The organism is Sorangiineae bacterium MSr11367, assembly GCA_037157805.1.
GTDB classification, from domain to species: Bacteria; Myxococcota_A; Polyangia; order Polyangiales; family Polyangiaceae; genus Pendulispora; species Pendulispora rubella.
Genome location: CP089983.1, coordinates 3,867,208 through 3,885,685 on the forward strand (window position 1 = coordinate 3,867,208; position 18,478 = coordinate 3,885,685).

Sequence of the window (18,478 nt, forward strand, 5' to 3'; positions counted from 1 at the left end):
CCCAGTCTAGCGCCTAACGCGCTTGGGCGCTCGGGCGCTCCAGGGAAAGCTCTCCTTCGGGCGCGAGCGGCTCGAAGCAGGCGCCGCGACGGTCGGCGATGCCGACACGCAGGTAGCCGCCCTCGAAGTGAAGGGCGTAGGGGGCCCGCGGGCGGGGGGTAGGGCTCGTGTCGGGGACGACGTAGACGTCCACGGCGTGGGTTCCGCCCGCGGGAGATGCCGCGGTCGTGCGGCAACGCTGCGCGACGGTGCCGGAGCGATCGGCCTGCGCGCACCGTTCCAGCGCGGCGGTGTCGAGCGCGGCGGGTTTTCGCCAGAGGACCGCCGCCGCCGTGGCGCGTACCAAGTCGTTGCTGTCGTCGGCCAGAAGCGCGCGCTCGGTGGCGCCGTCACCGCATCGTGCACCCGAGGCTGCGAGGCCGGCGAGGGCGTTGGCGCGCACGTAGGTGCGGGCGTCGCGAAGCAGGGGGCAAAGCATTCTCACGGCGAGCTGCGGGGCCCGCGTGCGTGCGGCGATGCGCCCCACGGCAGCGGTCGCGTTGATGGCCGTATCGAGATCGCTGGATGCGATGGCGGTGCCGAGGGCATCGACGCCCGCGCCGGCACCCTCACCGAGGCTACCCAGCGCCCACGCGGCTTGCGCGCGCACGCTCGCATCGCCATCGCGCAGCAGGCCGCGCGCGAGCGGCTCGGCCGAAGCGCGCGCGTGCACGGGAAGCACCGTGGCGATGCTGCGCCGGTCATCGGCGTCGTCGGCGCGAAGCAAGGTGCCGAGAGCCCGTACGCCTGCGGGGGAATTCGAGCGGCCGATGGCCAGGAGCAAGGCATCGCGCTCGGGGCCGGCGGCGAGCTCCAGCGCACGCGAGAGCCGGCCGATCGCGTTCTCGGAGGGCACGCGCGAAAGGATCCCTCCGAGGGCGGTGAGCACCGCAGCGCGGTCGAGTTCCTCGCCGGCATCCATCTTGGAGAGCAGCGCTTCGCGCGCCTTCTCTTTGCCCGCGTCGCCCAGGGCCACGGCGGCGTGGAGCCGCACGGTGGCGTCGGTGTCGTTGAGTTTCTCCAGCAGCGCATCGTCGGCGTCGGCCGGACCGAGCGTACCCAGTGCGTCGATGGCCGCCAATCGAAGCGCGGGGAACTTCGCGTTGGCCAAGCTGATCAAAATAGGGGCAGCACGCGGTGCGCCCGTGCGACCGAGGAGGCTCGCCAGTGCGGCACGTTCGTCCAGCGTGAGGTTCACATTGCGAAGCGCGGCGGCGAGCGGCTCGACGGCGCGCCCGTCGGGCTTCGACGGATCGAGCAGCGCCTTCGCGGCGCGCGCAGCCTCGCTGCGAACGACGGGGCTGGCCGCGCCCACGAACTCGAGCACGACCGGAACGGAGTCGCGCGTTCCCGCGCCTGCGAGCGCGTGAAGCGCGGCGGCGCTGGGAAGAACACCGCGCCGCATCGCCGAGACCAGCGTGGGCGACTCGCCCGTGGCGCGCAGCTCGCCGAGCACCCACGCGGCGCTGGTGGCGACGTGCGCGCTCGGGTTTCCTTTGAGCAGCGCCGAAAGCTCCGCGATGGCGGGCTGCCCTGCGGCGACGAGCGCTTGCCGCGCGGGGGTGCGCTCCAGTCCACCGCCGGCATCGTCGGCGACACCAAGGGTGCCGATCAGCGCCCGCATCGCGTCGCGCGTGCCAATTCGCCCGAGGGCCGCCAGCGCCGCTTGCCGCAGGGCAGGGTTTCGGTCCGTGGCGAAGGGCGCGATGGTCTCCACGGCCTCGGGGGCGCGCAGGCGTCCGAGCGCGTGAAGCGCCTCGATGCGCACCTCGTTCGTGTTGTCGCGCAACGTGAGCACCAGCGCTTGCGAAGCTCGCGCATCGCCCAGCTCCCCGAGCGCGCGCACCACGGCCTGCCGCACCTCGACGACCGAATCTTGCACCTTGCCGACGAGCGGCACCACGGCACGCTTGTCACCGAGCCGCGCCAGCGCGCGGGCAATCTGGACGCGCACCTGCGGGCTCGCATCGTCGAGCCGACCGAGCAGGGGTGCCACGGCGTCGGGCGAAGCCTGCGCCCCGAGCGCGTCCGCCGCAGCCGCGCGCACGGCTGCATCGGCGTCACCGAGGCCGCGTGCGAGCTGCAGAATGGTGCGCGCATCCGGCAGCGCGCGCGCCACCTCGCACGCCGCGATGCGCAGGCGTGCCTCGCGATCGCCGAGCCACGGCAGCACCGCGAGGGTCGCCGGAACCACGCGCAACCGCACCGCGGACTGCGCCGCCGCGAGTTTCACCTCCACGTCGGGATCGCCCAAGGCTTGCAGCACCAGGGGAGTCCCTCGCGCGCGCCCCAGGGTCGAAAGCTCCTGCGCGGCCATGCGGCGGGTGGCGGCGTCTTGCGCGGTGAGCGCACGGGCTACACGCTCGGGCACGTCGGGCCAGACCACCGCGGACGCCGGCGGGGCATGCCCCAGCAGGGCCAGTACGAGCGAAGCGGTGACGACCGAAGCGAATCTCACGATAGCCCTCCACGGCGGCGCATGAACCAATGGGCACCGAGAAGTGTGGCGGCAAGAAGCGTCCACGTCCACGGCGGCGCGACGGGCACCACGTGACGCTCGGCGCTGACCACGGTGGGCTTGGGCAGGCGGATCGCGCGCACGTCGTCCGCGAAGGCGAAGGTGCCACCGGTCGCCTCGGCGAGCGCGCGCAGTCGCTCGGGATCCGGTCGCGAGTCGGCCCATTCGTCGCCGCCCGCTTCGCAGGCGAAATCGCGGCGCGTGGTCGGCCCCGAGCCGAGGCGCAGCCGCGCCGAGTAGCCTCCCATCGGAAGCGGCGGAAGGGCAATCTCGAGGGGCGCATCCCCATCGCCGAGCGGCTTTTCCACGTGCACCGGCGCCGTTCCCGACTTGTCGAGGCGCGTGACGTCGAGCACCACGCTCTCGCCCTTGAGCGCATGCCCCGCGGTGCGGATGCGCAAGGTGGTCGGCACGTCGGCGATGCATCCCTCGGGAAGATCGACCTGCGCCGGCTCGAAGCGCGGATCGCGCATGAGCCACCCGAGAAGCCCATCCCAGAGCGCTCCGTGGCCGCGCCCTGCGGTGCGGGCTCCCAGCTCGGAGAACTCGAAGAGCCACCCGCCGTCGATGCCCATCGCGATGGACCGCCCGTCGCCTTCGTCGCCGATGGCCAGCACCGGCATGGGCGCCCCGGACTTGGTCGTGCGCGTCGGGTGCGTCCACAACACGACCCCGCCGGGGCGCACGTCCCCGAGCACGTTGGCGCCGGGCATGCTGGGCAGCTCATCGCCGACGATGGCGCGCAGAGGCCCCAAGACGGGCGCAGACCGCCCAGGCTCCGTCCACGCCGGGACGAACGGAGCGGTGTCGGCCGCCGTCGCCCCTGGGGCTCCATCGAGGGACACGGGGAGCACCTCGCCGAGCGGCGTGCCGGCGTACCCTCCCGCCACGAACGAGTTGGGCCCGCCCACCATGATGAGCCCACCGCCGGCCCGCACGTAGCGCGCGAGCGCCGGAAGGTGCCGCTCGAGGCCGTACGGCTGCGCGTCGAAATCTTGCAGCACGACCGCGTCGAACGAGGGCAGGTGAACGCTGAAAAGCTCGTCGACCGGGAAGGGGATGAGCGCGAGATCTTCCTGCGACGCTCCCGGTGTGTCGGCCGGCGTGCGCAAGATGAAGAACGCCACGACGTCGACCGAGGCATCGCTTTTGAGCCACTGCCGGAGTGCGCGCACGTCGTTCGTGGGCTGCCCCGCCACGTGGAGCACGCGCACGCGCTCGCGGGCCACGTTGAGCGTGATGAGGCGTCGATCGTTCTCCGGGATCGCATCGCCCGTCGGCGACTCGATGCCCACCTCGAGGATGCGCACCCCCGCACGGTCCAAGGTCACCGTGAGATCCACGCTGGCCTTGCCATCCTTCACATCGGCGATGCCCGAGGCCAGAAGCGCCGGCGGCCCATCCTCGCGCAGCTCCTTCGCCGTGACGGTGAGCTTCTCGCAGGCGAGCCCGCCGCTGCATCCGATGTCCACCCGCAGGGGGAGCGGCACGTGCGCGACGGCGGCCGTGGCATTGGCCACGCGGCGCACGCTGGCGTCGGGCAGCTCGTTGCGCGTGGTCGCGATGGTGTGAATCGGCGCGTGGATGGTGTGGCCCAACTCCGCGAGCACCGGCTTGGGCGCGTCCTCCTGCGGATCGTCGAGGCGCCCGTCGGAGACCACCACCACGGCCGACGGTCGCTCCTCCGGCATGGCTGCCAGGGCCCGAATGGCCGAGCCCAGATCGCTCCGCTGCCCGCGCGCCGTTTCTCCCGCGAGCGGCTTGGGCGGACCATCGGCGAACCCCAGCTCCAACACGCGCGCATCCGGGGCGGCCTTGCTCAAAGCCGCCACCACGTCGTCCCGCGTCTTCTGCCGCGTGCGACTGCGTTGAACGTCGGTCGCAAGCGAACCTCCGGCCTCCGACGCAAGCGCCATCGATCGCGAGGTATCCGCCAGCACGACCACACGCGCACCGACCACGCTCTCCCGTGCGGCGATGCGCACCGGGCGCATCACGGCCAGCGCCAGTGCTCCCAGCGCCAGCACGCCGGTCACCAGGATGCCGATGCCGCCCCGTTCGCGCCGCCGCATCTCGATGACCAGGAGCACGAGGCTCGCCGCCGCCAAAATGCAGGCGATCACGATGGCCCATGCCGGCAGATCGTTGCTCGTAGCGAGGCGCGTGGTCGGCATCGATCAGGGCTCGCTGTGCGGCGAGAGGGCGCGCCGGCGCATCAAGAAGGGCGCGTGCACTTGGTCGTCTTTGTAGTTCGAACAGAGCACGTACATGGCCACGTTGACCGCGAGGCGGATGGCCCGTTCGCGCTGGACGTCGCCGCCCGGAATGACGGGCTGCTCCCACATCCCCGTGGGCCCACGCGCCAGTGCCCCGCCCAGATCGTGCGAGGAGAAGATGACCTGCGCCGAGCCGCCGCGCACGATGGCTTCCAGGGTCTTCGGCCCCGCGATGCGCCCTTCGGCGCGGCGCAGCAGGTAGAAGGTGCGAAACACCACATGGTCGGCCCCGATGGTGATGGGCGCCGAGTCGGGCAGCACCCGCGCGATCTCGCGCCGCGCCGAGGTGCCGAATGCCCCGGGAGCGCCCTCGTTCGAGACGCCGGCATCGTCCACCAGCATGACGCCGCCCAGCGCGAAGAAGCGGCGCAGCCCCGCGATTTCGGCGGACGTCAACGCCGGGACCGAGGCATCCCCGCTCCAGTAGAGGAAGGGCCCATCGGTGATGGCGGCATCGCTGGCATGCACTTGGCTCGGACGCAGCCGCGCCGGTGCACTGGTGCGCTGCACGAGCTCCCACGACCAGCGCCCCGGCGCCGAAGGCCGCGCGGCATTGGTCTGCGACCCCGTGAGGAGGATCCGCGGGTCGAAGCCGCCGGCGTCGCCGAAGGCCCGTGCGGGCTGCGGGATGAGCAACGCCATGCCCACCACGGTCAGCATGAACACGACGACAAGGTACGAACGCCTCACCGCCTTCTTATTTCCAGAGCGCGGGGCGGGAATCAATCGAAGTCGTCCACGCGCCAAACTCCGCCCTCGCGCTTAAGTCGGACATGGTGGCCGCCGACGACGTTGACGTTGGCGGAATCCCCCGAGACCTGCACAGGGAGCGTCTCCGGGTGCTCGAGGCCGCCGACGAGGGAGCGCAAATCTTGCTCGATGGCCGCGCGGGTGGCCGGTGTGAGCACGCGCATCAACCCCGCGTAGCTGCGTCGTGCCACCACCCGTCGCAGCTGGTCCAGCGCTTCCTCGGGCGTCCGGGCGCCCCCCGGGACCGCTCCGGCGCTGGTGATCCAGAATTTTCCGTCTTTCAGCTCCAGCGCCGTCTCTTCCCCGTCGCGGAAGCGCAGACGCGCGGTCGCCTCCGCGCGCGTGTCCTTGGCCCCGAGGGCCTTGGCCTGCTCGGTGAGCTCCGTGCGCTCGCTGGCCACGAGGCGCTTCACCTCGTCGCGGGAGCGGGCCTTTTGCGCCGATTCGGTCATCATCTCGTAAATCGCGTCGCCATTTCCCTTGGCGGCGGCCTCGGCGTAGGCCTTCGCGGCGTCTTTCGGATCGGGCACGCTCCGGCCGATGCACCCGGGGAGCACGAAGACGACGAGGAGGACCGCGGGCGAAATCTTCATCGGCGCGTCCTAGCCAATCACGATCTCGAGGCCGAAGACATCGCGAAAAAGACCGGCCTTGGCGCGCACCGTCCACTCTTCGAGCTCCCGCTCGTGATCGCCGTCGATCTTGAGGAGCACCCGGCCCTTGCCGCTCTCGATGGTGGCCCACACGTTGCGCACCTTGCCGAGGTGCTCCCGATCCAGGGCATCGGCGATGCGCAGCATGGCCGCCAGTGCCCGCACCTTGCCCCGCGACTCCTTGTCGAGATCGCGGAAGTTGGGGTGCGACGGATCGGGCCCGCTCTTGCGATGGTAGCGCGCCACGTTGGCGATGATGGCTCGCTCGTCGGGCGTGAGGCCCATGATGTCCGAGTTCTGGATCAAATAGTAACTGTGCTTATGGTGCCCGTCGTAACGCACGAAGTCGCCGACGTCGTGCAGCAGCGCGGCGGCGCGCATCAAGAGGCGGTCCCGATCGCTCAGCTGGTGCTCGTCGTGCAAATCGTCGAAGAGCCGCGCCGCGAGGCGTGCGACGTGCGCGCCATGGGCTTCGTCGAACTGGAAGCGTTGCCCGAGCCGCATGCACGCGCCGAGCACGTTTTCGGCCTCGCGCAGCACGTCCCAGACTTGGAAATGCTTGTCGACGAGCTCCTCGAGGATGCCATCTTTGAGCCCCACTTGAGGCGTCACGATGGTGCTCGCACCCAGCGACTCGGCGATGCGTAGAAAGATGGCCGCCGCCGGCACGATGGTGTCCGCGCGATCGGGCCGCAGGCCGTAGGTGCGTGCGCGTTCCGCCGGGGACATGGCACAAAGCTTGGGAAACAGCGCGCGCATCTCCGCGACGTCGGCGGCGAGCTCGCCCGGGGCGCGATCCTTCGCGGGGCACAACGTCGCGAGCGTCTCGATGTTGCCGCCGGTTCCGACCAAGGTGAGCGCATCCGGCCCGCCCGCTGTGAAAGCCGCGCCGGTGAGTCGTGAGAGTTGCGGGCGCGCCTCGACCAACGCGCGATCGACCGCCTCTTGCACGATGCGGGTCATCTCCTTGCTGACCGTGGTGGCGTCCTTCATGAACGCCTCGAGCAGCCGCACGCTGCCGAGCGGAAGCGAGATGGAGAAGCTCGATTGCCCTTTGTCGAGCACGGTGAGCTCGGTGGAGCCCCCGCCCACGTCGATGAGGAGCACCCGCCGATCCTCGAGGGCGAGCCGGCGCGTAACGGCGAGTTGGATGAGCCGCGCCTCTTCGATCCCGTAGATGATCTCCAGGTCGATGCCGGCTTCACGTCGCGCCCGCTCCACCAAGGTCGTCCCGTTGGCGGCTTCGCGCACGGCGCTGGTGGCGGTGGCGCGGTAGGCGACGACCTTGGCCGCATCCATCTCGCGTCGGAAATCCTTGAAGGCGGCGCACGCCCGCCCGATCGATGTAGGCGCAAGTTTCCCGGTGAGGAAGACTTCGCCGCCGAGGCGTACGGGGGCGCGCACGCTGGCCACCTCGCGCCAGGCGCTTTCCGTCGGCAAGAGAGGCAACTGCACCCGTGCGCCCGCCCCCGGCGATGGCCCCTCCGCTTCGACGATGCGAAGGCGGATGGCGTTGGAACCTACATCGATGGCAGCGAAACAGGGCATCGTTGGCGGAGCTTATCAGCCTTCACCCGAGGCGGCCTAGGCGATGGACCGCGTAGCCGAGCATGCCCCACCCTAGAAGAAGGATGGCACCGCCCGTCGTGCGGGCGACGGTGGACGCGATGGCGAGGCCAGCGAACGTGCAACCGAGTCCCAAGGCCGTGAGGAGGCGCGTGCGTGATTCCAAGTCCGTATCTCCCGCTAAAGCTCACTCCGTAACACGACGATGCCGGTATCCGGACCGAGTTTCGGTGTGCGGGCGGCCGCATATCCAAAGTCGCGATCGGTGATGGAGACCACGGCTTGGTACGGCCCCGACGCCGTTTTCGCGGCCAAATCCGCATCCTGGAGCGCCTTTTCGTCCACGGCGGGCGTCTTGGGTGCGCTGTAAACGCCCGTGCGATCGAACAGCGCCACGTAGAAGATGGGGAGCTTGCCTGTTTCGTTTTCCTTACGGAGTTTCTCCGAAAGGTCGTGGCGGAGTGTTTCCTGCAGGTGAAATGCGAATCGCCGGTACGCCCAGCCGGTCACGTAGACACCGAGGAGCTTTCGGTCGTCCGATTGAATCGGGACTGCATGAATCCAATCCCGGTCCGGCGGGTTTTGCGCAACGGTTTCCGGGAACGCCCCGGTGGTCGAAACCGGACCATCTTTGGACTTGGCCAGATCCGGGAAGATGCCAAAAAGGTTCTTCTCCGCCATCGCGTCCTGCTCCAGGTTGTTACGAATGGCCACCCCGTGTTCGTCGGTGATGGCGAAGAAGGTCGACTTGGCCAAGTTCAGCGCCGGCACCTCCCGGCGAACCTTGGTCAGCGCAGCCCGCACCCCGGCGAGGTCATCGCGAGGGGTCTTCCCGGGAGTCCAGAGCACGGCGAGCTTCTTGGCCCCATCCGGCATTCCACGCTCCACCTCGTCGACGTCCTTGTTGGTGAGTTGAACCAGGGACGCTACATCTTCCGCCGCCTTCTGCGCGCTGTACTTGCCCTGGTCCTTGCAACCCGACAGCAGGAGCGGCGCCGACGCGAGGGCTACCGGAAGAAAAATGCCGAGCTTAAGCGAGAAACGGAGCATTTGCATGGCCTCAACCTAACAAGAATTTCACTTCTGCTACTCCGTTGACAACGTAGGACCTCGGCTTGCCATCCGAATCACTGGAGAGGTCATGTCGGTGCATCTCGGCAGATACGAGGTACGGGCCAAGATCGCCGAAGGGGGCATGGCCACGATCTACCTCGGAAAGCTCGTGGGCGAAGCGGGGTTCGAACGGCCGGTCGCGCTCAAAGTGATCAAGGACGAGTTCTGCCTCAATCGAGAATTCGTGAACATGTTCCTGGACGAGGCGAAGATTGTATCTCGCCTGTCGCACTCGAATATCGTTCAGCTCATTGAGCTCGGCAAAGAAGGGCACCGTCTCTTCATTGCGATGGAGCTCCTGATGGGGCAATCGCTCTGGAGCGTATGGGACGCCTGCCGGGAGCGGAATATTCGGCTGCGCTACGACGTCGTATCCTGGATTGGTGCTCGGGTGGCCGAAGGCCTGCATCACGCGCACGAGTTGCGCGATGCCAAAGGCGAATTCGTCAACCTCGTTCATCGTGACGTGAATGCGAGCAACATCTTCATTACGTACGACGGGCAAGTGAAAGTCGTCGACTTCGGACTGGCGAAGGCAGCCGGGAGGATTTCGCGCACCGCGGCCGGTATCGTCAAAGGCAAACTCGCGTACATGTCACCCGAGCAGACAGTAGGTCGCCAACTCGATCGGCGCACCGATGTTTTTGCGCTCGGTGCGACGTTATGGGAACTGACGGTGGACCGGCGCCTCTTCAAAGGCAAAGACGATGTGTCGACCCTTACCGCAGTAAACGAGGCCCGCGTTCCGGATCCGACGAAGCTGGTCGCCGAATACCCACCCGAACTTTGGAAAGTCCTCCGTTCGGCGTTGGAGCGCGACAAGGAGAAGCGTTTTCCCACCGCGCTGGAAATGGGAAAGGCGCTCGACGAGTGTTCGTATCTGGAAGGGCGCCGCGTGACGGCCGAAACCATCGCGGAAGTGATGGAGGCATTGTTCGAAAATGAGCGCCGCCGCATGGCGGCGTGGGTAGCCGCAAGTGTTCCCGGCGAGAGCGCTTCTCATTCTCATGCTCATGGCGCGCGCGCCAGTCATGCGGCTACGCGTTCGGCCCATGACGACAAGCCGCGCTCGTCCCAACGCCTACCGGTGAATGGCGTCCCGCCGACAGCAGAGGCAAATACCGCCGCCAATGCGACTGCCTCGGCGGTTGGCGCCAGGAAAGACGTTCCTTCGAGTTCGAATCCGAAAGAGGTTCCGGCGACAGCAAGGGTGAATTCGAGAACCGAAACGTCGCTTCCACGAACGATTGCTCCACGTCGCATCACGACGTCGACCCCACCGCCGGGGGCGTTTGCTCCGCCCGCTTTGCGCAAGTCGATGTCCTCTACTCCCGATACGGGACACGAACGCAGCGAGCGGCACGATCGGCATCATCCGCACGAGGAGGAGTCTTCCTCGACCATGATGAGTTCCCAGGTGGGGCCCTCCACGGTGCAGCGAGCCATGGGAGGCGACGCCTCTTGCGCAACCTTTTCGCTCAAGTTCTCCTATTTCGATCTCGACGAGCTGGCGGCGGTGCTCGTGGGCCTGGGGGCCGTGGCGTTGGCCATTGCAACGGCCGCTGCGATACTCTGGGATCCGTAGAAAAGGAACTTCCGATAGCCAGGTTGACCGTGCTACACGGGACGCGCCCACCACGGGTGGACGACGTGGCTTGGCCGCATGCGGGCAGATTCATCCCGGATGACGGAAGTCATGGAAGTAGTTGGCGTAGTTCTGGTAGTCGTGTATGTAGCTGGTTGAGGCAGGTTACGCACTGGAGCAGTCATCGAACCTAGAAGTTTTTCTGACGAGTCGTTTCGAGCCGAAGTGGCGGAATCGGTAGACGCAGCGGATTCAAAATCCGCCGTTCGCAAGGACGTGAGGGTTCGAGTCCCTCCTTCGGTACCGAAAGCTAGTGCGAGCGAAAGAGAACGAAAGCAGTTGCCGCGAGGTGACTGCTTTTTTTATGCCCGGTGTCTGGTTTTGGGGGGGGCTCCGCCGCCCCGGGCCCCCGAGAATATGGTTTTGGGGGGCTCCGCCGCGCCAAGCCCCCGAGGATATGGTTCTTGGGGCTCGAGGCGCCGAGGACATCGTGGGGTCTCCGAGTGGGATGGAAGTGCGAATGCCGTCCGGTGCGCGCCACGTCCCCCGGTAGCTCGCGTTGCCATGGCCCGGAGTTGACACCCGTGTTGACCAGTCCCGTGTTCACGAGCGTCACCAGTGCGGTGTTTCCTGACCCGGTGTTTCTTGCGCCGCATTCAGGACACTGAGCGGATATCGGATAACCGGGCCCATAAACCTGCCTACAAAACCCGAGCAGCGGTGACGGACTGCTGACTCGCCCCGCCAAGGTATGTAATCACTGGCGTCCCAAAAGCACCTGCCCGAACTACCTGTCAGCTCCCTAACGCCAGTTCGGAGATAGAAGCATTTGAAAGGACTCAATTCGCGAAAACCGGCGAAAAGCAGCGTAGTCGGAGTCGGAAGTGGGAGTCGGAGTCGAAAGTCGGAAGCTGGCGAGGGGGATGCATCCGTAAATCCTTGTAACGATTACGCGTCCCGTCAGTCCAAACCGGACAAAGCACCGAATACCCGACACGGCCGGGAAAGCCAGGCGCAAAACCAGAGCAGGCGTAACAAGCCGGAGCGCGAAATCCGGCGATTGCCCGGCATAACCGAACGCAGGCTGGGTGTGGCATCAACGTGGTGCGCAATCGACCACGACGACACGAAACTCATGAAAAGATTTGGGCGCCTGTCAAATTAGCTAATGACAATTGGGAATCCGGGAAGCTATCCTGCCGGAGATCGCTTGTTCTAGGTCCACGGTCGAAACAACTTCGCCGGAAACGTACTAAGCCCAGCGTTCGCTCGTTCGCTCCCAGGTTTTTCTCCTTGGCCATTGGGCCACCGTCGACGTCATCGCGGATTGCCGGGAGCTTTCAAATTTTTCAATCACGCGCCAACACCGCTCGAAGGGGAGTCGCATGAGCAATCTACGAAACACCATTTCAGATCTCGCGAATGATTTTGCCCAAGGGGTTCTCGGCGCCATCCGCCGCGCCTCGCTCGAAGAGATTCTCGACGAGCCGGGTCGTGGGGGTGGGCGCCGCGGGCGCCTTCCGGAATTGGCCGTCTCGGACGGAGCCGAAGCGTCAGACGATGGCCGCGCAGTCCGTCGCGGTCCCGGTCGCCCCGCTGGTAGTGGCGGTGGTGGCGGCGTTCGCGGTCGCGGGGGTCGCCTTCGCCGCCGTTCGATGGACGATTTGGCGGAGCTCTCGGATCGCATCGTCGAGTTGCTCGAGTCGCACCCGGAGGGGTTGCGCGCAGAGCAGATTCGCGAAGCGCTCAACGTTCAGGCCAAGGAGCTTCCGCGTCCGCTCAACGACGCCCTCTCGGCCCGTCGCATTGGCAAGAAGGGTCAGAAGCGCGCCACCACGTACTTCGCCCGTGGAGCGGGTGGCGGCGGGGCGCCGGCCCGTCGTGGCGCCAAGGCGTCGGGTGGTCCGGGGCGTCCCGCGAAGAAGGGGCGTGCGGGCAAGCGTGGGCGCACACCCAAGGCCGTCGCGGCCTCACCGGCCAACGGCGCCGTGGCAACCGCCGCGGCATAGTCGAGCCCGGCCGCTACCCCACGGGCCGAGTCCCGACGGTCGAATTCAGGCGCAAAGTTCGGGTCGCCTAAAGGCGACCCTTGGCGCAGGAGGGGCGGCGTGGTAAAGCCCCGCCCCGTTTCCTTTTTTGTAGTAACCGGCACGTTGCCGGCCCCCACCGGCAGTTCCGCCGGTACCATTGGAGAAAGAATTTCTCATGCCGAGTGATGCGATTCAGTGCAAGCCGCTCGAAGTGGTCGTGAGTGACCGCGGTATCGAGCGCGCCATCAAGATGCTCAAGCGTAAGCTCGCTTCCGAAGGTGTGCTGCGCGAGCTCAAGATGCGCCGCCACTACATGAAGCCCAGCGTGAAGCGCCGCAAGAAGCAGGCAGAAGCTGCCCGCCGCCGTCGCAAGCGCGCCAAGATGGACGCCGCTCCGCCGAAGTAGAGAGAAGTCTTTCTTCGATAGAATTGCTCGAAACCTGTCGCTTTAGGACCCGCAAGGCGGGCCTGAGGTAAGGCAGGTTCGAGTGGCTTTTAAAGAGTCGGAGTTTGTGGGATGGGGCGTCTAACATCGTCGTCGCCGGTAGCGAGCCTTGCAACCAAGGCGGGGAGGGAGGCGGCGTCGCTAGCTCGTCCGCCCTCGCAAGATTTCTTTCCTTTGTACGTGCCCGGGCCGCCGCCCGTCGATCAGGTGGCGGTCGAGGAGCGCGCCAGTTCCCTGGCGAAGCGGTCCATCAAGAAAGGGGCGAAGGTGGCCGGGCTCAAGCTCGCCGTCGCCATGATGGATCTGACGACGCTGGAGGGCAAAGACAGCGCCGGCAAGGTGCGCGCCCTGTGCAACAAAGCGTTGCGGCCTTTGGACACCGACGCGAGCGTTGGCCCCTGTGCCGCGATATGCGTCTATCCCAACCTGGTCCCGATCGCGAAACGCGCACTCGAGGGATCCACGGTGAAGGTGGCGAGTGTCGCCACGGCATTTCCGAGTGGCCAGTCCCCGCTCGACATCAAGCTTCAGGACGTGCGCCGCGCCGTAGAATTCGGCGCCGATGAAATCGATATGGTGATCGACCGCGGGGCGATGCTCTCCGGCCAATACGCCAAGGTCTACGATGAAATCGCCGCCACCAAAGAGGCGTGCGGCGCTGCCCACTTGAAGGTGATTCTCGAGACCGGCGAGCTGGGGTCGTACGACGTGGTTCGGCGCGCCAGCGAAATTGGAATTGCCGCCGGTGGGGATTTCATCAAGACATCCACCGGAAAAGTTCAGCCTGCAGCGACGCCGCCCGTCACATTGGTGATGCTGGAGACGATTCGCGATCACTATTACGCCACGGGGCGCAAAATCGGGATGAAGCCCGCGGGCGGCGTACGCACCGCCAAGCAGGCGCTCCACTACCTGGTGTTGGTGAAGGAAACGCTGGGCGACGAGTGGCTCACGCCGGATCTTTTCCGTTTCGGCGCCAGCGCGCTCCTCAATGACGTGTTGATGCAGCTCGAGAAAGAACGCACTGGTGACTACCAGGCCGCGGAAGACTTCTCGAAAGATTAGATCCGGAGAAAGATATGAAGTCCGAGCTGACGAAGCGAGAGGGAGCGGGCAAGCTCGCGAAATCGCCGTCCAACGCCGAGCCGGCGCTGGTCTTCGGTCGTGCGTGGGATTACGCGCCGGCGCCCGAATCGGCCGATCACGTGAAGATCGCGCCACGGTACGGGCTTTTCATTGGCGGCAAATGGAAGGCGCCGCAGAGTGGGAAGTACTTTGCCACGGTAAGCCCGAGCACCGAGCAAAAGCTCGCCGAGGTCGCGGACGCCAACGCGCGCGACGTCGACGACGCAGTGCGTGCCGCCCGCACGGCCTATGACAAATACTGGTCGAAAATGGGCGGGGCCGAGCGCTCGAAATACATTTTTCGCATCGCGCGCGCCATTCAGGAGAAGGCGCGCGAGCTCGCCATTGTGGAGTCGATGGACGGCGGAAAGCCGATCAAGGAATCGCGCGACGTCGACATTCCTCTCGCCGCGGCGCACTTTTTCTATCACGCGGGTTGGGCCGACAAGCTTGCCTACGCATTCCAAGGCCGGCGCGTGCGGCCACTTGGCGTGGCGGGTCAGATCATTCCCTGGAATTTCCCGCTGCTCATGGCCGCCTGGAAGATCGCTCCGGCGCTCGCATGCGGCAATACCGTCGTTCTCAAGCCCGCCGAAACGACGCCGCTCACCGCGCTCCTCTTGGCGAAGATCATCGAAGAAGCCGAGCTCCCGCCCGGCGTCGTCAATGTCTTGACGGGGGCAGGCGAGACGGGGGCGGCGCTGGCGTCGCACGCCGACGTGAACAAGGTTGCGTTCACCGGCAGCACCGACGTGGGGCGCAAGATTCAGCGCGCACTGGCCGGCACGTCGAAGCGACTCACGTTGGAGCTCGGCGGAAAGGCCGCGAACATCGTATTTGCCGATGCGCCCATCGATCAGACCATCGAGGGCATCGTCAATGGCATCTATTTCAATCAAGGGCACGTGTGTTGCGCCGGTTCTCGCCTTCTGGTCGAGGAGAGCGTGCACGACTTGATCGTAAAAAAGCTGCGCGACCGGATCTCCACGTTGCGCCTCGGTGATCCGCTCGACAAGAACACCGACGTTGGCGCCATCAACTCGAAGATGCAGCTCGAACGCATCAAGCAGTTGGTGGAGGCAGGCAGCAAAGAAGGCGCCGAGCGCTATTCGTCGGCCTGTGCATTGCCGTCGAAGGGCTATTGGTTCCCCCCGACGTTCTTCACCGGCGCGAGCCAATCGAGCCGCATTGCGCGCGAGGAGATCTTCGGACCGGTGCTGACCGTGTTGACGTTCCGCACGCCCGAAGAGGCGCTGGAGAAGGCAAACAACTCGATGTACGGCCTGTCGGCGGGCATCTGGACCGACAAGGGCGCGAAGATCTTCTGGATGGCGCAGCGCCTCAAGGCGGGCGTCGTCTGGGGGAACACGTACAACAAGTTCGACCCTTCGTCGCCGTTCGGCGGATACAAGGAAAGCGGTTTTGGCCGCGAGGGAGGTCGCCAAGGACTCTCCGCATACGTGGAGGTCGGGTGATGGCCGCGCGCAAATCCACCGCGACGAAGACGAAGGGCAATCGGGTTTCCCAAGTGAAGCCGACCAATGGTGCTGCTCTCTCCCATGTGGACGAGCCGGTGGTGCCGGTGCGTCTGCGCATTGCGAAGGCGTACAAGATGTACGTGGGCGGCGCCTTCGTACGCTCCGAGTCGGGGAGGTACTTCCAAGTGAAGAGCCACGAAACGAGCATCGACGCGGATCCGTCGGTCATCAACATTCCGCGCGGCTCGCGCAAGGACGTGCGCGACGCCGTGCTCACGGCGAAGAATGCCCAAGAGAAATGGGCCGCGCGCACGGCGTTCAATCGCGGGCAGATCCTCTATCGCCTCGCCGAGGTGATGGAGTCGCGGCGCGATGAATTGATTTCCTCGCTGGTGCGCGGCGGCGCGAGCGCGAAGAATGCTGCAGCGGAAACGGATGCGGCCATCGATCGCGCCATCTATTACGCGGGCTTTTGCGACAAGTACCAATCGCTGGTGGCGTCGTCGAATCCCGTGAGCGGTCCGCACTTCGGATTCAGCGTGCCCGAGCCGATGGGGGTCGTGGGCGTGGTGGCTCCGGAGGCGCCGGCGCTGCTCGGGCTAGTGTCCACGGTGCTTCCCGTGATCACCGGCGGCAATACCGTGGTGGCCATTGCGACGGACCGCGATCCGCGGACGGCGATCGTCTTGTGCGAGTGCCTCGCGACCAGCGATTTGCCGGGCGGCGTGATCAACGTGCTCACCGGGCAGGCCGCGGAGATGGCGCCGATCCTGGCGAAGCACCGTGAGGTCATCGCCATCGACGCGTGGGTGCGCGACAAGGAGCTGCGTGCGACGCTCGAGCGTGAGGGCGCGGGCAGCATCAAGCGCGTGAAGACCCACGCCTCGCCGTCCGAGCGATTCTGGCTCGAGGACGGCGAAGGGCAGGGGCTAGGCTGGATCGAGCGCTTCCTCGAGACGAAGACCGTCTGGCATCCGGTCGGCGTCTAAGGCGCGCTCGCGGCACCTACGGCACGAGCACGGTGCCGACGCTTCCAGGTTCGGCGGCTTCGCGGGCGAGATCGCCCGGCTGGAGCCGCCCGACGATGTGAACGGCGCGAACGCCAGCGGCGATGGCGGCGAAGGACTCTTCCAGCTTGGGGATCATTCCCTTGGTCACGACGCCGTCGGCGATGGCCTTCTTGCCGTCGGCCAGCGAGAGACGTGGGATGCGCGAGGTGGGATCAGCGACGTCGCGCAGCACGGCCGGAACGTCGGTGACGAGGAACAGCGAGCGAGCACCCAGCGCGATGGCCGACTGATTGGCCACGACGTCGGCGTTGATGTTGTACACGTTGCCGGCTTCGTCGGCACCGAGGCAGGCCAGCACCGGGACGTACCCTGCGCCGAGAAGCAGCGAGAGCAGCTCATGGTGCAGCCCAGTGACGTCGCCCACGAAGCCGAAGTCGATGGGATCGGGCCCGCCGCCGCTGACCACGAGCGGCGGTCGCTTCACCGCGCGAATCACGCAGGAGCTCGCGCCATGAAGGCCGACGGGGCGCGCGCCTGCGGCCACCAGCGCGGCGCAGAGGTCGACGTTCACCTTGCCGGCGAGGGTCATCTTCATCACGTCGAGCGTGGCCTGGTCGGTGATGCGTCGGCCGCCGACGATGTTCGGCGTCTGGCCGAGTTGCTTTTGCAGCGCCGTGGCCTGGGGCCCGCCACCGTGCACGAGCACCACGGGCGTGCCCGAGCGCGCGAGCGCCACGACGTCCGTGGCGATCGCACCGAGGTAAGGCCCGGCGACGACGTCGCCGCCGAGCTTCAAAACGATGGGAGCCTGACTCACGGCCAGCCGCCCGGATCTTCCAACGTGAGCCGCTCGTCGAGCCCGAGGATCAAGTTCATCGACTGAATCGCCTGGCCCGCGCCGCCCTTGATGAGGTTGTCCGTCGCGGCAAAGCACGCGACCACGCGTTTCCCATCGCGGACTTCGCCCGGAACCACGGCCACCTCGGCGTAGTTGGTGCCTTTGACCGCCGCGACCTCGGGCAAGCGCTTCGATGGCACGCGGACGAACGGCTCGTGCGCAAACGTCTCCGCGAAGGCGGCGCGGATCTCGTCGGGAGAAACACTCTCCTTCACGTGCGCGAACGACGTCGCGAAGATGCCGCGCGAGAGCGGGGCGCTCACCGGCACGAAGCGAAGCGCCACGTCCTTGGCACCGGCATCGCCCAACGTCTGCACGATTTCCGGGATGTGCTGATGATCGAGCGGCTTGTACGTCTTCAGGTTGTTCGCGCGCACGGGGTGATGCGTTCCCGCGCTGGGCACGACCCCGCTGCCCGACGAGCCGGTGATGCCCACCACTTCGACCTCGCCCTCGAGCCAGCCACGCTTGGCCAGCGGCAACAAGGCCAGTTCGATGGTGGTGGCGAAACAACCCGGCGACGCCACGTAACGCGCCGCGCGAATGGCCTCGCGATGGAGCTCGGGCAGACCGTACACGAAGGTTCCCGCCAGCAACTTGGGACACGGGTGCTCGGCGCCGTAGTAACGCTTGTAAACGTCTTTGTCGCGAAGGCGGAAATCACCCGATAGGTCCACCACGCGTGCGCCCGACTCCATGAGCTCGGGCATCTTCTGCGCGCTCACCTTGTGCGGGAGGCCGAGGAGCACCACGTCCATCCCCGCTGCGGCCTCGGCGGGTGAAATCCCTTCGAATCGCAGATCGGTTTGACCTTCCAAATTGGGATGCGCCACCGTGACGGGCTCGCCAATGAAGTCGACCGACGCCACGCGAACGAGCTCGACCTCCGGGTGCCGCAAAAGTCGTCGGATGATCTCCGCCCCACCGTAACCGCTGCCGCCGATGACGGCGGCTTTGAATCGCTTTGCCATGCGCGGAGCGTAATCCAACTT

15 protein-coding genes and 1 tRNA gene are annotated in these 18,478 nt (G+C 66.6%); 7 read left to right on the plus strand and 9 right to left on the minus strand.

What is annotated here, in order from left to right:
- Positions 1–13 precede the first annotated feature (13 nt).
- From LVJ94_15580 to LVJ94_15610, 7 genes are read right to left on the minus strand one after another with little or no spacing between them, the layout of a single operon-like run.
- The gene (locus LVJ94_15580) at positions 14–2,497 is read right to left on the minus strand and encodes a HEAT repeat domain-containing protein (protein ID WXB08653.1); all 2,484 of its coding nucleotides are present in this window, start codon (positions 2,495–2,497) and stop codon (positions 14–16) included.
- The gene (locus LVJ94_15585) at positions 2,494–4,731 is read right to left on the minus strand and encodes a hypothetical protein (GenBank protein WXB08654.1); all 2,238 of its coding nucleotides are present in this window, start codon (positions 4,729–4,731) and stop codon (positions 2,494–2,496) included. The genes LVJ94_15580 and LVJ94_15585 overlap by 4 nt, the downstream gene beginning before the upstream one ends.
- Positions 4,732–4,734: 3 nt before the next feature.
- Positions 4,735–5,523, minus strand: coding sequence for a DUF4159 domain-containing protein (locus LVJ94_15590; protein WXB08655.1), 789 nt, complete (start codon positions 5,521–5,523; stop codon positions 4,735–4,737).
- Positions 5,524–5,555: 32 nt separating this feature from the next.
- Positions 5,556–6,176, minus strand: a complete 621-nt coding sequence (locus LVJ94_15595; GenBank protein WXB08656.1) for a hypothetical protein — start codon at positions 6,174–6,176, stop codon at positions 5,556–5,558.
- Positions 6,177–6,185: 9 nt separating this feature from the next.
- Complete coding sequence (locus tag LVJ94_15600) at positions 6,186–7,784, minus strand: Ppx/GppA family phosphatase (protein ID WXB08657.1); 1,599 nt, start codon at positions 7,782–7,784, stop codon at positions 6,186–6,188.
- Between the two features lie 22 nt (positions 7,785–7,806).
- Positions 7,807–7,968 (minus strand): hypothetical protein, encoded by a 162-nt coding sequence (locus LVJ94_15605; GenBank protein ID WXB08658.1) that lies wholly within the window; start codon positions 7,966–7,968, stop codon positions 7,807–7,809.
- 14 nt (positions 7,969–7,982) lie between these two features.
- Positions 7,983–8,858, minus strand: a complete 876-nt coding sequence (locus tag LVJ94_15610) for a hypothetical protein (GenBank protein ID WXB08659.1) — start codon at positions 8,856–8,858, stop codon at positions 7,983–7,985.
- 91 nt (positions 8,859–8,949) lie between these two features.
- On the opposite strand from LVJ94_15610, the gene LVJ94_15615 reads away from it, so the two are divergent.
- The 7 genes from LVJ94_15615 to LVJ94_15645 all read left to right on the plus strand — a co-directional run bounded on the left by LVJ94_15615 (position 8,950) and on the right by LVJ94_15645 (position 16,567).
- Positions 8,950–10,500, plus strand: a complete 1,551-nt coding sequence (locus tag LVJ94_15615; GenBank protein WXB08660.1) for a serine/threonine protein kinase — start codon at positions 8,950–8,952, stop codon at positions 10,498–10,500.
- A 219-nt stretch (positions 10,501–10,719) separates the two neighbouring features.
- Positions 10,720–10,803: transfer RNA gene (locus LVJ94_15620), tRNA-Leu, on the plus strand.
- Positions 10,804–11,885: 1,082 nt separating this feature from the next.
- Positions 11,886–12,509, plus strand: coding sequence for a hypothetical protein (locus LVJ94_15625; GenBank protein WXB08661.1), 624 nt, complete (start codon positions 11,886–11,888; stop codon positions 12,507–12,509).
- 196 nt (positions 12,510–12,705) lie between these two features.
- The gene (gene rpsU, locus LVJ94_15630) at positions 12,706–12,936 is read left to right on the plus strand and encodes a 30S ribosomal protein S21 (protein ID WXB08662.1); all 231 of its coding nucleotides are present in this window, start codon (positions 12,706–12,708) and stop codon (positions 12,934–12,936) included.
- Positions 12,937–13,047: 111 nt separating this feature from the next.
- The gene (gene deoC / locus LVJ94_15635; protein WXB08663.1) at positions 13,048–14,040 is read left to right on the plus strand and encodes a deoxyribose-phosphate aldolase; all 993 of its coding nucleotides are present in this window, start codon (positions 13,048–13,050) and stop codon (positions 14,038–14,040) included.
- 14 nt (positions 14,041–14,054) lie between these two features.
- Positions 14,055–15,575 (plus strand): aldehyde dehydrogenase family protein, encoded by a 1,521-nt coding sequence (locus LVJ94_15640; GenBank protein WXB08664.1) that lies wholly within the window; start codon positions 14,055–14,057, stop codon positions 15,573–15,575.
- Positions 15,575–16,567 carry an aldehyde dehydrogenase family protein gene (locus LVJ94_15645; GenBank protein WXB08665.1) on the plus strand — a complete coding sequence of 331 codons (993 nt, stop codon included), beginning with the start codon at positions 15,575–15,577 and terminating at the stop codon, positions 16,565–16,567. The genes LVJ94_15640 and LVJ94_15645 overlap by 1 nt, the downstream gene beginning before the upstream one ends.
- Before the next feature lie 16 nt (positions 16,568–16,583).
- On the opposite strand, the gene argB is transcribed toward LVJ94_15645, so the two are convergent.
- Both argB and argC read right to left on the minus strand, forming a co-directional pair.
- Positions 16,584–17,411, minus strand: coding sequence for an acetylglutamate kinase (gene argB / locus LVJ94_15650; protein ID WXB10719.1), 828 nt, complete (start codon positions 17,409–17,411; stop codon positions 16,584–16,586).
- Positions 17,402–18,457, minus strand: a complete 1,056-nt coding sequence (argC, locus tag LVJ94_15655) for an N-acetyl-gamma-glutamyl-phosphate reductase (GenBank protein WXB08666.1) — start codon at positions 18,455–18,457, stop codon at positions 17,402–17,404. The genes argB and argC overlap by 10 nt, the downstream gene beginning before the upstream one ends.
- Positions 18,458–18,478: the final 21 nt, after the last annotated feature.

Bases quoted from the DNA above. Each gene is read 5' to 3' on its own strand.
- LVJ94_15640 (WXB08664.1), top strand. From the start codon at position 14,055: ATGAAGTCCGAGCTGACGAAGCGAGAGGGAGCGGGCAAGCTCGCGAAA.
- LVJ94_15625 (WXB08661.1), top strand. From the start codon at position 11,886: ATGAGCAATCTACGAAACACCATTTCAGATCTCGCGAATGATTTTGCC.
- LVJ94_15645 (WXB08665.1), top strand. From the start codon at position 15,575: ATGGCCGCGCGCAAATCCACCGCGACGAAGACGAAGGGCAATCGGGTT.
- LVJ94_15585 (WXB08654.1), bottom strand. From the start codon at position 4,731: ATGCCGACCACGCGCCTCGCTACGAGCAACGATCTGCCGGCATGGGCC.
- LVJ94_15600 (WXB08657.1), bottom strand. From the start codon at position 7,784: ATGCCCTGTTTCGCTGCCATCGATGTAGGTTCCAACGCCATCCGCCTT.
- deoC (WXB08663.1), top strand. From the start codon at position 13,048: ATGGGGCGTCTAACATCGTCGTCGCCGGTAGCGAGCCTTGCAACCAAG.
- LVJ94_15610 (WXB08659.1), bottom strand. From the start codon at position 8,858: ATGCAAATGCTCCGTTTCTCGCTTAAGCTCGGCATTTTTCTTCCGGTA.
- LVJ94_15595 (WXB08656.1), bottom strand. From the start codon at position 6,176: ATGAAGATTTCGCCCGCGGTCCTCCTCGTCGTCTTCGTGCTCCCCGGG.
- argC (WXB08666.1), bottom strand. From the start codon at position 18,457: ATGGCAAAGCGATTCAAAGCCGCCGTCATCGGCGGCAGCGGTTACGGT.
- rpsU (WXB08662.1), top strand. From the start codon at position 12,706: ATGCCGAGTGATGCGATTCAGTGCAAGCCGCTCGAAGTGGTCGTGAGT.